Origin of the sequence: Pseudomonas sp. C9 (genome assembly GCF_002000165.1) — a bacterium.
Classification (GTDB): Bacteria; Pseudomonadota; Gammaproteobacteria; order Pseudomonadales; family Pseudomonadaceae; genus Aquipseudomonas.
Genome location: NZ_MPAK01000001.1, coordinates 4,246,240 through 4,258,614 on the forward strand (window position 1 = coordinate 4,246,240; position 12,375 = coordinate 4,258,614).

General features: G+C 61.3%; 13 protein-coding genes. 9 read left to right on the plus strand and 4 right to left on the minus strand.

The window, feature by feature from the left end; all coding sequences use genetic code 11:
* The first annotated feature begins 12 nt into the window (after nt 1–12).
* The 5 genes from araH to BMS17_RS19865 all read left to right on the plus strand — a co-directional run bounded on the left by araH (nt 13) and on the right by BMS17_RS19865 (nt 5,446).
* Nucleotides 13–981, plus strand: a complete 969-nt coding sequence (gene araH / locus BMS17_RS19845) for an L-arabinose ABC transporter permease AraH (RefSeq protein WP_046031830.1) — start codon at nt 13–15, stop codon at nt 979–981.
* A 210-nt stretch (nt 982–1,191) separates the two neighbouring features.
* On the plus strand, nt 1,192–1,905 hold the full coding sequence (locus tag BMS17_RS19850; protein WP_077431545.1) for a GntR family transcriptional regulator: 714 nt from the start codon (nt 1,192–1,194) through the stop codon (nt 1,903–1,905).
* Nucleotides 1,902–2,900 carry an ADP-ribosylglycohydrolase family protein gene (locus BMS17_RS19855; RefSeq protein ID WP_077431547.1) on the plus strand — a complete coding sequence of 333 codons (999 nt, stop codon included), beginning with the start codon at nt 1,902–1,904 and terminating at the stop codon, nt 2,898–2,900. Before BMS17_RS19850 ends, BMS17_RS19855 begins: the two co-directional genes overlap by 4 nt.
* Nucleotides 2,901–3,057: 157 nt before the next feature.
* Nucleotides 3,058–4,524 (plus strand): cytosine permease, encoded by a 1,467-nt coding sequence (locus BMS17_RS19860; RefSeq protein WP_077431549.1) that lies wholly within the window; start codon nt 3,058–3,060, stop codon nt 4,522–4,524.
* Nucleotides 4,517–5,446, plus strand: a complete 930-nt coding sequence (locus BMS17_RS19865; RefSeq protein ID WP_077431551.1) for a PfkB family carbohydrate kinase — start codon at nt 4,517–4,519, stop codon at nt 5,444–5,446. The genes BMS17_RS19860 and BMS17_RS19865 overlap by 8 nt, the downstream gene beginning before the upstream one ends.
* Before the next feature lie 198 nt (nt 5,447–5,644).
* Here the strand turns inward: BMS17_RS19865 and BMS17_RS19870 are convergent, their stop codons facing one another.
* The 3 genes from BMS17_RS19870 to BMS17_RS19880 all read right to left on the minus strand — a co-directional run bounded on the left by BMS17_RS19870 (nt 5,645) and on the right by BMS17_RS19880 (nt 8,022).
* Nucleotides 5,645–5,968, minus strand: a complete 324-nt coding sequence (locus BMS17_RS19870) for a hypothetical protein (RefSeq protein WP_077431553.1) — start codon at nt 5,966–5,968, stop codon at nt 5,645–5,647.
* A gap of 82 nt (nt 5,969–6,050) precedes the next feature.
* Nucleotides 6,051–7,256 (minus strand): MFS transporter, encoded by a 1,206-nt coding sequence (locus tag BMS17_RS19875; protein WP_077431555.1) that lies wholly within the window; start codon nt 7,254–7,256, stop codon nt 6,051–6,053.
* A gap of 112 nt (nt 7,257–7,368) precedes the next feature.
* Nucleotides 7,369–8,022 (minus strand): HD domain-containing protein, encoded by a 654-nt coding sequence (locus tag BMS17_RS19880; protein WP_077431557.1) that lies wholly within the window; start codon nt 8,020–8,022, stop codon nt 7,369–7,371.
* A 252-nt stretch (nt 8,023–8,274) separates the two neighbouring features.
* On the opposite strand from BMS17_RS19880, the gene BMS17_RS19885 reads away from it, so the two are divergent.
* Entirely contained in the window at nt 8,275–8,754 is a 480-nt protein-coding gene (locus tag BMS17_RS19885; protein ID WP_046031707.1) for a GNAT family N-acetyltransferase, read from the plus strand.
* Here BMS17_RS19885 and BMS17_RS19890 read toward each other — a convergent pair.
* A complete protein-coding gene (locus BMS17_RS19890; protein ID WP_046031708.1) occupies nt 8,751–9,191 on the minus strand; it encodes a hypothetical protein in 441 nt (146 codons plus the stop codon). The genes BMS17_RS19885 and BMS17_RS19890 overlap by 4 nt on opposite strands.
* A 179-nt stretch (nt 9,192–9,370) precedes the next feature.
* Here BMS17_RS19890 and BMS17_RS19895 point away from each other — a divergent pair, with 179 nt between their 5' ends.
* The 3 genes from BMS17_RS19895 (at nt 9,371) to dgoD (ending at nt 12,215) form a co-directional block, all read left to right on the plus strand.
* Nucleotides 9,371–10,363, plus strand: coding sequence for a 2-dehydro-3-deoxygalactonokinase (locus BMS17_RS19895; protein WP_046031709.1), 993 nt, complete (start codon nt 9,371–9,373; stop codon nt 10,361–10,363).
* A gap of 19 nt (nt 10,364–10,382) precedes the next feature.
* Nucleotides 10,383–11,003: a 2-dehydro-3-deoxy-6-phosphogalactonate aldolase gene (locus BMS17_RS19900; RefSeq protein ID WP_046031710.1), complete on the plus strand. Its 621-nt coding sequence runs from the start codon at nt 10,383–10,385 to the stop codon at nt 11,001–11,003.
* Between the two features lie 63 nt (nt 11,004–11,066).
* The gene (gene dgoD, locus BMS17_RS19905; RefSeq protein WP_007903915.1) at nt 11,067–12,215 is read left to right on the plus strand and encodes a galactonate dehydratase; all 1,149 of its coding nucleotides are present in this window, start codon (nt 11,067–11,069) and stop codon (nt 12,213–12,215) included.
* Nucleotides 12,216–12,375 lie beyond the last annotated feature (160 nt).

Genomic DNA, 12,375 nt, shown 5'->3' on the forward strand with positions numbered 1-12,375 from the left:
GAGGTGACTATGATGACAACCCAAAACAACACTTTGCCGACCCAGCGCAAACCGCTCGACCTGCGGCGCTTTCTCGATGACTGGGTGATGCTGCTGGCGGCGGTCGGGATTTTCGTGCTGTGCACGTTGCTGATCGACAACTTCCTCTCGCCGCTGAACATGCGCGGCCTGGGCCTGGCGATTTCGACCACCGGGATTGCCGCGTGCACGATGTTGTATTGCCTGGCGTCCGGGCACTTCGACTTGTCGGTGGGCTCGGTGATTGCCTGCGCCGGCGTGGTGGCGGCAGTGGTGATGCGCGACACCAACAGCGTATTTCTCGGTGTGGTGGCGGCGCTGTTCATGGGGCTGATTGTCGGGCTGATCAACGGGATCGTGATCGCCAAGTTGCGGGTCAACGCGTTGATCACCACGCTGGCAACCATGCAAATCGTTCGCGGTCTGGCGTACATCTTCGCCAACGGTAAAGCGGTCGGCGTTTCGCAAGAGCAGTTCTTCGTCTTCGGTAACGGCCAGTTGTTTGGCGTGCCGGTGCCGATCCTGATCACCATTGTCTGCTTTTTGTTTTTCGGCTGGCTGTTGAACTACACCACCTATGGGCGCAACACCATGGCCATCGGCGGTAACCAGGAAGCGGCCTTGCTGGCAGGGGTCAACGTTGATCGGACCAAGATCATTATCTTTGCCGTGCATGGCGTGATCGGGGCGTTGGCCGGGGTGATTCTGGCTTCGCGCATGACCTCCGGCCAGCCGATGATTGGCCAGGGTTTTGAGCTGACGGTGATTTCGGCCTGTGTGTTGGGCGGCGTGTCGCTCAGTGGCGGGATCGGCATGATCCGGCACGTGATTGCCGGGGTGCTGATTCTGGCGATCATCGAGAATGCGATGAACCTGAAGAACATCGACACGTTTTACCAGTACGTGATTCGCGGTTCGATTTTGCTGCTGGCCGTTGTCATCGACCGCCTCAAGCAACGCTGACTGATCCGACGTCATCGCGAGCAAGCTCGGCTCCCACAGGTTATATGTCGGTCGCATAATCCGTGCACGACACAGGTCCTGTGGGAGCGTGGCTTGCCCGCGATGGAGGTGTACCTGACTCACCCCGCTATCGCGAACGACCGCATCCTCCCGTCACTTCCCTGAAATATCCCTTGCCCGCCGTCGCCCGTTTCGGTTATCACTTTGTACATGATTAGACAGGTACGATTTGACAAGAAACAACGGGTGGTCGACGAACTCATCCGGCGCATCGAAAGCGGCCTCATGGAGGACGGCTTTCTGCTGCCGGGCGAGCATCAGTTGGCTCAAGAATTCAAAGTCAGCCGAGGTACGCTGCGTGAAGCCCTGGCCGAGTTGAAACGGCGCAACTACATCGCGACGCAAAGCGGGGTCGGTTCCATCGTCACCTTCGACGGTGTGGTGCTCGATCAGCGCAGTGGCTGGGCGCAGGCACTGGCCGACAGCGGCGCGCTGATCAACACCGAAGTGCTGCGGCTGGAGGCGGTCACCCGTCCCGATCTGCTGCCACGCTTTGGCACCGACCAGTTCATCACCCTCGACCGTCGTCGCCGCTCCAACGACGGCACGCTGGTTTCCCTTGAACGCTCATTGATGCCCGCCACCGGAGGCCTGGAAAGCCTGCCGCGCGTTGGCCTGATCGACAACTCCCTGACCATCACTCTGGCCGCTTACGGCTACATCGGCGAGCGCGGCGATCAATGGATCGGCGCAGAACCCTTGAATGCCGAAGACGCCGAGTTGCTGGGCCGTCCGGTCGGCACGGTGTTCCTCAAAGCGTTGCGCACCACCTACGACCGGCAAAACCGCTTCATGGAACAGGTCGAAAGCCTGCTCGACCCCGTGCATTTTCGCCTGCACCTGCAATTTGGAACGTCACAATGACCGCGCTCAATCGTGCCCTTGGCGCGTTCTACGGACTGGCCCTGGGCGACGCGCTGGGCATGCCGACCCAGTCGCTGAGCCGTACCGAGATCAAGGCCCGCTTCGGCGAAATCACCGATTTGCAGGATGCCGGCCCCGATCAACCCATCGCCGCCAACATGCCCAAAGGCTCAATCACCGACGACACTGAACAGGCGATGCTGGTCGGGCAGTTGCTGGTTGAAGGCAAGGGCAGGATCGAGCCGTCGATGCTTGCGCAACGCCTGATCGAGTGGGAAGCCGAGATGCAGGCCAAGGGCTCGCAAGACTTGCTCGGGCCTTCGACCAAACGAGCGATCGAGATGATCCTGGCGGGTCATTCGCCTGAAGAGGCGGGGCGCTATGGCACCACCAATGGCGCCGCGATGCGTATTACGCCCATCGGGATTGCGGCGGATGTCGCCGACCCTGAGCGCTTTATCGACGCCGTGGTGCAGGCCTGTCAGGTCACCCACAACACCACGCTGGGCATCTCCAGCGCAGCGGCGGTGGCGGCGGTGGTTTCGGCCGGGATCAATGGCATGGACCTGGGCGAGGCATTGAACCTCGGTCAGCAAATCGCTCAAAAAGCCGAAGGTCATGGCCACTGGGTGGCGGGCGGGCGGATGGCTTCGCGCATCAGTTGGGCGCGCAGCATCAGTGTCGACAGTGACAAGGCGTTGCTGGCGGATCTGCTGTATGACGTGATCGGTACTTCGGTGGCCTCGCAGGAGTCGGTGGTGGTGTCGTTTGCCCTGGCTCAGCAAGTGGCCATCGGCGAGATGAGCGCCTTCGAAGCCGTGTGCATGGCCGCCGGTTTAGGCGGCGATACCGACACCATCGCGGCGATTCTCGGCGCCATGCTCGGGGCCTGCCTGGGCCTTGAGAGTTGGCCAGCGGCAATGATCGATACGGTCAAAGCGGTCAACGATCTGGAGCTGGAACCGTTGGTGCAGGGGCTGTTGGCCTTGCGCTGACCGCGCTGACGCCTTCGCGGGCAAGCCCGCTCCCACAAGTACGATGCATCCCCTGTGGGAGCGGGCTTGCCCGCGATGGGCGCGCCACCTATTTGAATTTTCCACCGCAACTTCCGTCATTGCCCACAACCACAAAAATGGCAACAGGAGTATTTTCATGAGTTCATCGACCGCCGGGCAAAGTGCCGGGCAACTGGAAACACGCGGCATCGAACCGGTGCCGGAAGCGGAGTGCAACGGTCATCCGCTGCAACTGTTCTGGGTCTGGTTCGCCGCGAACATTTCCATCCTCGGCCTGCCGCTGGGTGCCACGCTGGTGGCGTTTCGGGGGCTGGCGATCTGGCAGGCGATCATCGTCGCGATCCTTGGCGCCGCCGGTTCCTTCGCCGTCGTCGGGATCATCTCCATCGCCGGCCGTCGTGGTCGCGCACCGAGCCTGACCTTGTCGCGCGCGATCTTCGGTGTGCGCGGCAACATCGGTCCGACCCTGGTCTCGCTGATGTCGCGTCTGGGTTGGGAAACCGTCAACACCACCACCGCCGCGTTCGTGCTGTTGTCGCTGAGCTCGATCCTGTTCGGCTCGCCGGTAGAAGCCAAAAGCGCGCCGGTCCTGACGTTGGTGTTTATCGCGATTTTCGTGCTGCTGACGTTGTCGGTGTCCGGCCTCGGCCACGCGACGTTGCTGGTGATCCAGAAGTGGGCGACTTACGTGTTCGGCGCGTTGAACATTCTGGTCGGCGGTTTCCTCTGCGCCACCATCGACTGGAGTGCGGTGTTCAACGCCACGCCGGCGCCGTTGAGCGCGATGATCATCGGCGTCGGCACCATGGCCGCCGGCACCGGGATCGGTTGGGCCAACGCCGGTGCCGACATGTCGCGCTACCAGCATCGCAGCGTCAAAGCCGTGCGCCTCGTGGCCTCGGCAGCGTTCGGCGCGGGGATTCCGCTGGTGTTGCTGATCACCCTCGGCGGCCTGCTGTCGGTGGGTAACAACGACCTGGCCTCGGCCACCGACCCGATCGTCGCGATCCGCGACATGCTGCCGACCTGGATGGCGGTGCCGTACCTGATCACCGCGTTCGGCGGGTTGCTGCTGTCGAACAACCTGTCGGTGTACTCCGCCGGCCTGACCACGTTGACCCTCGGTCTGAAGGTCAAGCGCGTGCACGCCGTGGTGGTCGATATCGTCGCGATCTTCGCCGGTTCGATCTACTTCATGCTGATTGCAGACAGCTTCTACGGCCCGTTCATTACCTTCATTTCCTTGCTGGCGGTACCGATCACCGCGTGGGTCGGGATCTTCGTCGTCGACCTGATTCACCGTCACTACTACAGCCCCAAAGATCTGCTCGACGTCAGCCCGGGCAGCGCTTACTGGTACAGCGGCGGTATCGAATGGCGCGCGTTCGGGGCGTGGGCGGTGGCGATCGTGCTGGGCTTCAGTTTCACCACCATCGGCACCACCGAACAAACTGTGTGGTTCCGCGGCTTCCTGTCCGATTCGTGGCTGGGTCATAACGGCCTGGGCTGGATCGTAACCTTCCTGGTGGCCGGCGGGATCTACTGGGTACTCGGCGGCGCAAAAGATCGCCGCGCCGCCATGACCGAGAATGCTCATGCCTAGATTGCTGCACACCGGCCAGGTCATCATCGACCTGGTCATGGCCGTGGATAAACTGCCGCAGGCGGGCGGCGATGTATTGGCCCAGTCCGCCAGTTTCGAAGCCGGCGGTGGCTTCAATGTGATGGCTGCCGCGCAGCGTAATGGCCTGGCCGTGGTTTACCTCGGACGTCACGGCACTGGTCGTTTCGGCGACCTGGCGCGTGAGGCGATGAGCGCTGAAGGCATCCGGATCGGCATCGCCCACCGCGCTGAACGGGACACGGGATTGTGCGTAGCGGTGACGGAAGCGTCGGCCGAGCGCAGTTTCATTTCCTACATCGGTGCCGAAGGCGAGTTGACTGCTGGCGACCTGGCAAGTGTGCCGGCGCAGGCGGGCGACTTTGTCTACGTCAGTGGCTACAGCCTGCTGCAGGTTGGCAAGGCTCAGGCGCTGGTGGATTGGGTGTTGGAACTGCCGAAAGAGATCACGGTGATGTTCGATCCGGGCCCGCTGGTGGATTCGCCGGATGAGCCATTGATGCAAGCCTTGCTGGCGCGCATCGATATCTGGACCAGCAACAGTGTCGAAGCGCTGCGCTTTACCGGCGCGCCGGACATTGCCGAGGCGCTGGATCGCTTGGTCGATCATCTGCCGGCCGAGGTGCTGATGGTGGTTCGCGATGGCCCGCAAGGGTGCTGGATCAGCCAGCGTGGCGATCGTCAGCATGTGCCGGGTTTCAAGGTGGCGGCCATAGACAGCAACGGCGCCGGTGATGCACATGCCGGGGTGTTTGTTGCCGGATTGGCGCAAGGCTTGTCGGCGCTGGAGGCGGCACGCCGGGCGAATGCGGCCGCGGCGTTGGCGGTGACACGGTGGGGGCCGGCGACTTCGCCGATGGCGGATGAAGTGGATGCGTTGATTCGCGAGACGTTCGGCGCCTGATTTTTCGCCTTCGCGGGCGAGCCCGCTCCCACAATGAACGTCGTCGTACACAATTCTTGTGTTCACAACCAAACCTGTGGGAGCGGGCTTGCCCGCGAAGGGGCCAGTAAACTCAACATCAATCCTGGCCTTAACACGTCTTGCGTAACGCCTCGATCAGGGTATGTCTTTGCTTCCACGCTTCAGGGATGTTGATCGTTATGGGCTGAGGCCACCTTTTTTACCCGAACTATCACTCGAACCGAGACCGCCTTCGCTGGGTGTCTTGGTGTCCGGTAAATTCAACCCGCCCTGGCGGCCGGCATCATTGCCCTGAGTCCTCGGGTCCGTCCCGGTGGAGGGCGGCAGGCTGCTGTCGACACCTGTGCCATTGGTGTTCATGCCGGGGGCGCTCTGGATAGCGGGTGCCTTCGGGCCCTCGACCGGGTTGGTCGGGCCTGTGCCTTCAGCGAAGGTGGCGGCGAATGTGGCGCAGGACATCAGCGTGGCGAGAGCGAGGGCGGTCAACCTGGACAGGATCATGGCATCGTCTCCGTTTAATAGAGTCCTTACCTGATGTTGGTCCGCCCCAATCTGGATTGGTGCCTCATGAACGACGAATGGTCTAGGCCTGCTGCACGACTTTAGGTGCTGCCACCCGGCGCCAGATCAACCGGCCCACGGTGATCGACCAATTGACGAAGGCCACTGCCAGCACGGTCCTCAGCAGCGCCGGCATGCCTTGTTCGACGATGATTTTCCCCGCCAGCAACGGAAAGCCAAACACCCCGATAAAGTAGCAGAGGCTGAACAGCAACAAGGCTTGCGACGTGGTGCCATGCGGTGCTTCGTTGGCCGCGAGGCCGTTGATCACCGAATAGGTCAAGCCGTAACCGATCCCGAGCATCACGGCCGCCAGCACATAGCTGAACCCGCTGTCGACGACGAAACCAAACATCACTATCGACCCCATCATCAGGCCCGACAACAGGCAGGAGGCCCGCAACGGATCGCGCTTGACCACGATCCCGGCAATCAGCATCCGGCTGCTGATCGCCGCGCCCATGAAGCCGAAAAAGAACAGCGAGTAGTCCAGTGAGCGCGATGCGGCGTAACTGGTCTGGAAGCTCGACAGCCCGCCGAACACGCACCCGCCGAGGCCGACCATGATGATCGGGAACACCGCTTTGGACGACAGCACGTGCGCCGTCGCCCGCCAGGAAATCCTGGCGACCGAAGTGGACGGCGCGGGCGTTTTTTTCAGCTGTGCATCCAGTCGCCAGAACAGCAAAACACCGATCAGGCTGGCCAGCGCAGCAAGGTAAAACGCTGCCGTCACCGGATAGCCGAGCGCGCTGGCCGCCCGGCCGAGCAACGGCCCGCTGCCGATCCCGGTCATCATGCTGCCCGACAGCAGCGCAAAGTATTTCGCGCGTTGGGCCGGCGTCACCAGACTGGCGACAATGATCGGCCCGAGGGTATAGAACACGCCCCAACCCAGTCCCAGCAGAAGTCCGAAAAACAACAGCAGATTGCCGAAGCCAGGCGTCAAGGCGAAACCAAGGCTGGCCGCTGCCAGCAACACGCCAAACACGGCAATCGAACGCGCAGCGCCGAGCGCATCGGACAAGTGCCCGGAGACAATCACCGCAGCGAAGGTACTGAGCATGGCGGCCGAAATCACACTGCCGGCATCGTGTTCATTGCCGCCGCGTGAGCCGATCAGCAACGACAGCAAAAAGGTCGAGCCATAGGACAGCGACAGCAAATAGCTGGCGAGGCAAAACAAGCCGAACAACCGGCCGGAGACTGGGGGTGTTGCGCTGGACATGAAACGGTTCCTTGACCCGAAAGAAGTGAGCGTCCTCTATCTATCACGCATGGCGTCGATGTTAGGTCCCTGGTTACCGATTTCAGGGTTAGTGCTGGCCGGAGTATTGCCGTCAGCAGGCGCCGATCTCTTCCTTGAACTGCTCCATGAAACCCTTCAATCGTGCATGTCGGATCTGCGCCAGGCCTTGACCGGTCGGGGTCTGGAAACCGTCCGCCAGGTGCAGCAGCTTGGTCTGGAAATGGTCGAGGCAAAAACGCGTGTCGTCGTAGTCGCGGTGCTTCGCCTCTGGGTCGAGCGGGTCATACAAAGCGCTGCCCATGCGCCCGGCCACGTAGAACGTGCGCGCTACACCGAGCATGCCGAGGGAGTCGAGGCGGTCGGCGTCCTGCATGATTTTCGCTTCGAGCGAGGTGGGGGGGATGTTGGCGCTGAAGCTGTGCGCTTCGATGGCGTGGGCCACTTCGCTGACTTTTTCGTTTGGCCAATGCAGGTCGGCCAACACGGCGCACGCCTTCTCGGCAGCCATTCGCGACGCTTGCGATCGCAATGGCGAGTTCTTCTCGATCGCCACGCAATCATGCAAAAGCACCGCTGCCAGCAGCACCTCAAGATCACCCCCTTCCTGCGCGTGAAGTGTGCGCACGGTGTGCCAGACCCGCTGCAAATGCGACAGATCGTGGGCGCCGTCCTCCGAGGGTTCCAGCGCATGGGGCAGCAATTGAGCGGCAAGGGTTTGCAGAGGGGAGAAAGCATGAATTGTCATAACAGTCCTTTGAAGTGAAAGTGTTGTAGCCGCTGGCGAAGCCTGCGTTCGGCTGCGCAGCAGTCGTGAGATCAGACAATGGGGTATTACAGGACAACCGCGTGCTCAGGTTTCACGACTGCTGCGCAGCCGAATGCAGGCTTCGCCAGCTGCTACACATGCTCTACAGATCAGCTTTGAATTTCCAGTGTGACGAGCGCCGCGAGGCGACTTAGTATGGCGTTTTTCAACCTTTGACGAAGGCACGTCCCCATGACGATCGAGATCCGCCCGGCGACCCCCAGCGATGCTCCGCAAATCCTCGGGTTCATCACTGAACTGGCCGACTACGAACGTGCCCGCCATGAAGTCATCGCCAGCGTCGCCGACATCGAGCGCAGCCTGTTCAGCGAAGGGGCCACCGCTCACGGCCTGATCTGCCTGCGCGACGGCCTGCCGATCGGCTTCGCGGTGTTCTTCTTCAGCTATTCCACGTGGCTTGGCAGCAACTGCCTGTACCTCGAAGACCTCTACATCACCCCCGAACAGCGCGGCGGCGGCGCCGGCAAAACCTTGCTGCGCCACCTCGCAAAAATCGCCTGCGCCAATGATTGCGGACGGTTTGAGTGGAGCGTGCTGGACTGGAACAAACCGGCCATCGAATTCTATAAATCGCTGGGCGCGCAGCCGCAGGAGGAGTGGGTGCGGTATCGGATGGATGGGGCGGTGTTGCGAGACTTTGCCGAGGGTTAGTCACTGTCCTCCCAGTTGCCATTGATCATGCCATCGAGTGTTTTACTGACGCTGATCGTGAAAACCCCGGCCTTTCCTTCATCGAAGGCCGCTCTCCATGCCTCATAGCCCTGACTAAATTCGGGGATTTCAGTGGCATTTCCCACACGGTGGGTAATGCTGCGTTCTATCGCCTTTGCTTGGAATGGCAGGTGAGGCATGTCGTTGAACTCAGTGCCTGTCACTGGGTTGATCATTCGAAAACCGTCCACCCTGATGTGAACGACTTTACCCAGTTTCGGATACTCCTCGATTTTCAGGATCGTTAGTGTCGATCCATCCTCGCCCGGCCGGTGTTTGTAGGCCCAGATATCGCCCACCTGCAATTCTTTCGATGCGCTAAATGCTGCGACGGACCAGAGTGCGCTGCAGAACAGCATTGCCTTCAAGATTTTCATTTTCTTCCTTGGGGTGGCGGGTGGCTCCAATGGCGCGGCATTTTAAAGCGTTCGCAGACAAAGTCCTGTCATACTTGTTAATCCCTATATATGGGAGTGATATTTATATATTGAGATTATCCCGCTTCCGGGTTTATAGTCCCGCTCACTCACTGCCAATAAACAAAACAGGTGAAGCGATGCTGGCGCAATTGATCGCGCTCGATTGGGGGACAACCTCATTACGTGCTTACAAACTCGCCGACGGTGGCCAGGTGCTCGAACAGCGTGCGCTGTCGTCGGGGATCATGCAGTTGCCCAACACGCCGCGAGTGATTGCCGGTCAGGTGTGCGCTGACGGTTTTGAACTGGCTTTCGATGAGGCCTGCGGTGACTGGCTCGATGCGCAGCCGGATTTGCCGGTGATTGCCTGTGGCATGGTCGGCAGCGCCCAGGGGTGGCGTGAAGCGGCTTACCGCGATACGCCAGCGAACGTCGCCGCTCTCGGAACTTCCCTGCAGACGGTTCGCAGTCTTCGCGGTGTCGATGTGCACATCGTGCCGGGTGTGATTCAGCGGTCGCGATTGCCGAACGTGATGCGCGGCGAAGAAACCCAGGTGCTGGGTGTTCTGCAAACCCTGTCGAGCGAGGCGGGCAACGATCTGTTGATCGGCCTGCCGGGCAGTCATTCGAAATGGGTGGAAGTGGCCGATGGCTGCATCGTGCATTTCGATACCTTCATGACCGGCGAAATCTTCGCCGTGCTCAGCGAACACAGCATTCTGGGGCGCACCCAGCAGCAAGGCGCGTCCTTAGATGGCCAGGCTTTTGATCGTGGGGTGCAAGTGGCGTTGTCGGCGGACGGCGAGATCGGCCCGCTGTCGACGGTGTTCAGTGCCCGCAGCCTCGGACTGACCGGCGAACTGAGCGCCACGGCCCAGGCGGATTATTTGTCGGGCTTGTTGATCGGTCATGAGCTGGCGGCGCTGGCGACGGCCCAGCGGCGTCGACGCAACAGCGTGCACCTGCCTTCGATCGTCCTCATCGGTAATGCCCAACTCTGTGCCCGCTACAGCCGGGCCCTCGACGCCTGCGGATTTGCCCGGGTGACGCTGGCCGAACAAGCCACCGAACGCGGATTGTGGCAACTGGCACTCGCCGCCGGACTGATCACTTCCAACCCATCCCGTTAAACCTGACTGGAGGTCTGACATGCTCAAACACGCCTTGGCGCAAAACGGCCTGATCGCGATCCTGCGCGGCCTGCGCCCCGAAGAAGCGGCGGCCATCGGCGAAGTCCTGTACGCCGCCGGATTTCGCGTCATCGAAGTGCCGCTCAATTCCCCTGAACCGTACGAAAGCATCCGCATCCTGCGCAGTACCTTGCCCGCCGATTGCCTGATCGGCGCGGGCACGGTGCTGACACCGGAGCAGGTCGAGCTGGTGAAAGCCGCTGGCGGCCAAGTGATCGTCATGCCGCACAGCGATCCGAAAGTGCTGCGCGCAGCGAAAGCGGCGGGGTTGTTCCTGTCGCCGGGTGTGGCGACACCGACCGAAGCGTTCGCCGCACTGGCCGAAGGCGCCGACGTGCTGAAGATGTTCCCCGCCGAGCAGATGGGCCCGGCGGTCGTCAAAGCCTGGCTCGCGGTGTTGCCGGCCGGGACCATTCTGGCGCCGGTTGGCGGGATCACGCCGGACAACATGCAGGTGTTTATCGACGCGGGCGTCAAAGGTTTCGGTCTCGGTTCCGGTTTGTTCAAACCGGGAATGACCCCAGAGGACGTGGCGGTCAACGCCAAGGCCTACGTGGCTGCCTGGAAAGCCCTTCGCTAAGACTGTTTGGCGCTGTGAGCGCTGCCTCTAATAAGAGCTGCATCTACAAAAAGAGAGCACAAGATGAAAATCACCAAACTGACCACCTTCATCGTTCCGCCGCGTTGGTGCTTCCTCAAGGTCGAAACCGACGAGGGCGTGACCGGTTGGGGCGAACCTGTGGTTGAAGGTCGCGCCCACACCGTTGCGGCGGCCGTTGAAGAGTTGTCCGACTACCTGATCGGCAAAGACCCACGCAATATCGAGGACATCTGGACCGTGCTCTATCGCGGCGGCTTCTACCGTGGCGGCGCGATCCACATGAGCGCGTTGGCCGGTATCGATCAGGCGCTGTGGGACATCAAGGGCAAGGCCTTGGGCGTGTCGGTCAGTGATTTGTTGGGCGGTCAGGTGCGCGACAAGATTCGTGTGTATTCATGGATCGGCGGTGACCGTCCGGCGGACACCGCTCGTGCGGCGAAAGAAGCGGTTTCCCGTGGCTTTACCGCCGTGAAAATGAACGGCACCGAAGAGCTGCAATTTCTCGACTCCTTCGAGAAAGTCGACCTGGCCCTGGCCAACGTCGCGGCCGTGCGTGATGCGGTCGGGCCGAACGTCGGCATCGGCGTGGACTTCCATGGCCGGGTGCACAAACCCATGGCCAAGGTGCTGATGAAGGAGCTTGATCCGTACAAACTGATGTTCATCGAAGAGCCGGTGCTCAGCGAAAACTATGAAGCGCTGAAGGAACTGGCGCCGCTGACCAGCACCCCGATTGCCCTCGGTGAGCGGCTGTTCTCGCGCTGGGATTTCAAGCGTGTGCTGAGCGAAGGTTACGTCGACATCATCCAGCCGGATGCGTCCCATGCCGGCGGCATCACCGAGACCCGCAAGATCGCCAACATGGCCGAAGCCTACGACGTGGCGCTGGCGCTGCATTGCCCGTTGGGGCCGATTGCGCTGGCGGCGTGCCTGCAACTGGACGCGGTTTGCTACAACGCGTTCATCCAGGAACAGAGCCTGGGCATCCACTACAACGAGAGCAATGACCTGCTCGACTACGTGAAAGATCCGCGGGTGTTCGACTACGACAAAGGCTTCGTGAAGATCCCTAATGGCCCGGGCCTGGGGATTGAGATCAATGAGGAATACGTGATCGAACGCGCAGCGGTCGGCCACCGCTGGCGCAACCCGATCTGGCGCCATGCCGATGGCAGTTTTGCCGAGTGGTGATTGATCCCTGACACCACACCGCCCCTGTAGGAGCACGGCTTGCCTGCGATGGCGTCAGTACTGACGCCGCTGACCATCAGCTGGACCGTGTAAGGCCCAATCGCGGGCAAGCCTTGCTCCTACAGGGGTACGTTGCGCCCACTGACCTCAATAACCATAA

Coding starts and splice junctions, on each gene's coding strand:
- araH (WP_046031830.1), top strand. CDS start 13: ATGACAACCCAAAACAACACTTTGCCGACCCAGCGCAAACCGCTCGAC.
- BMS17_RS19850 (WP_077431545.1), top strand. CDS start 1,192: ATGATTAGACAGGTACGATTTGACAAGAAACAACGGGTGGTCGACGAA.
- BMS17_RS19855 (WP_077431547.1), top strand. CDS start 1,902: ATGACCGCGCTCAATCGTGCCCTTGGCGCGTTCTACGGACTGGCCCTG.
- BMS17_RS19860 (WP_077431549.1), top strand. CDS start 3,058: ATGAGTTCATCGACCGCCGGGCAAAGTGCCGGGCAACTGGAAACACGC.
- BMS17_RS19865 (WP_077431551.1), top strand. CDS start 4,517: ATGCCTAGATTGCTGCACACCGGCCAGGTCATCATCGACCTGGTCATG.
- BMS17_RS19870 (WP_077431553.1), bottom strand. CDS start 5,968: ATGATCCTGTCCAGGTTGACCGCCCTCGCTCTCGCCACGCTGATGTCC.
- BMS17_RS19875 (WP_077431555.1), bottom strand. CDS start 7,256: ATGTCCAGCGCAACACCCCCAGTCTCCGGCCGGTTGTTCGGCTTGTTT.
- BMS17_RS19880 (WP_077431557.1), bottom strand. CDS start 8,022: ATGACAATTCATGCTTTCTCCCCTCTGCAAACCCTTGCCGCTCAATTG.
- BMS17_RS19885 (WP_046031707.1), top strand. CDS start 8,275: ATGACGATCGAGATCCGCCCGGCGACCCCCAGCGATGCTCCGCAAATC.
- BMS17_RS19890 (WP_046031708.1), bottom strand. CDS start 9,191: ATGAAAATCTTGAAGGCAATGCTGTTCTGCAGCGCACTCTGGTCCGTC.
- BMS17_RS19895 (WP_046031709.1), top strand. CDS start 9,371: ATGCTGGCGCAATTGATCGCGCTCGATTGGGGGACAACCTCATTACGT.
- BMS17_RS19900 (WP_046031710.1), top strand. CDS start 10,383: ATGCTCAAACACGCCTTGGCGCAAAACGGCCTGATCGCGATCCTGCGC.
- dgoD (WP_007903915.1), top strand. CDS start 11,067: ATGAAAATCACCAAACTGACCACCTTCATCGTTCCGCCGCGTTGGTGC.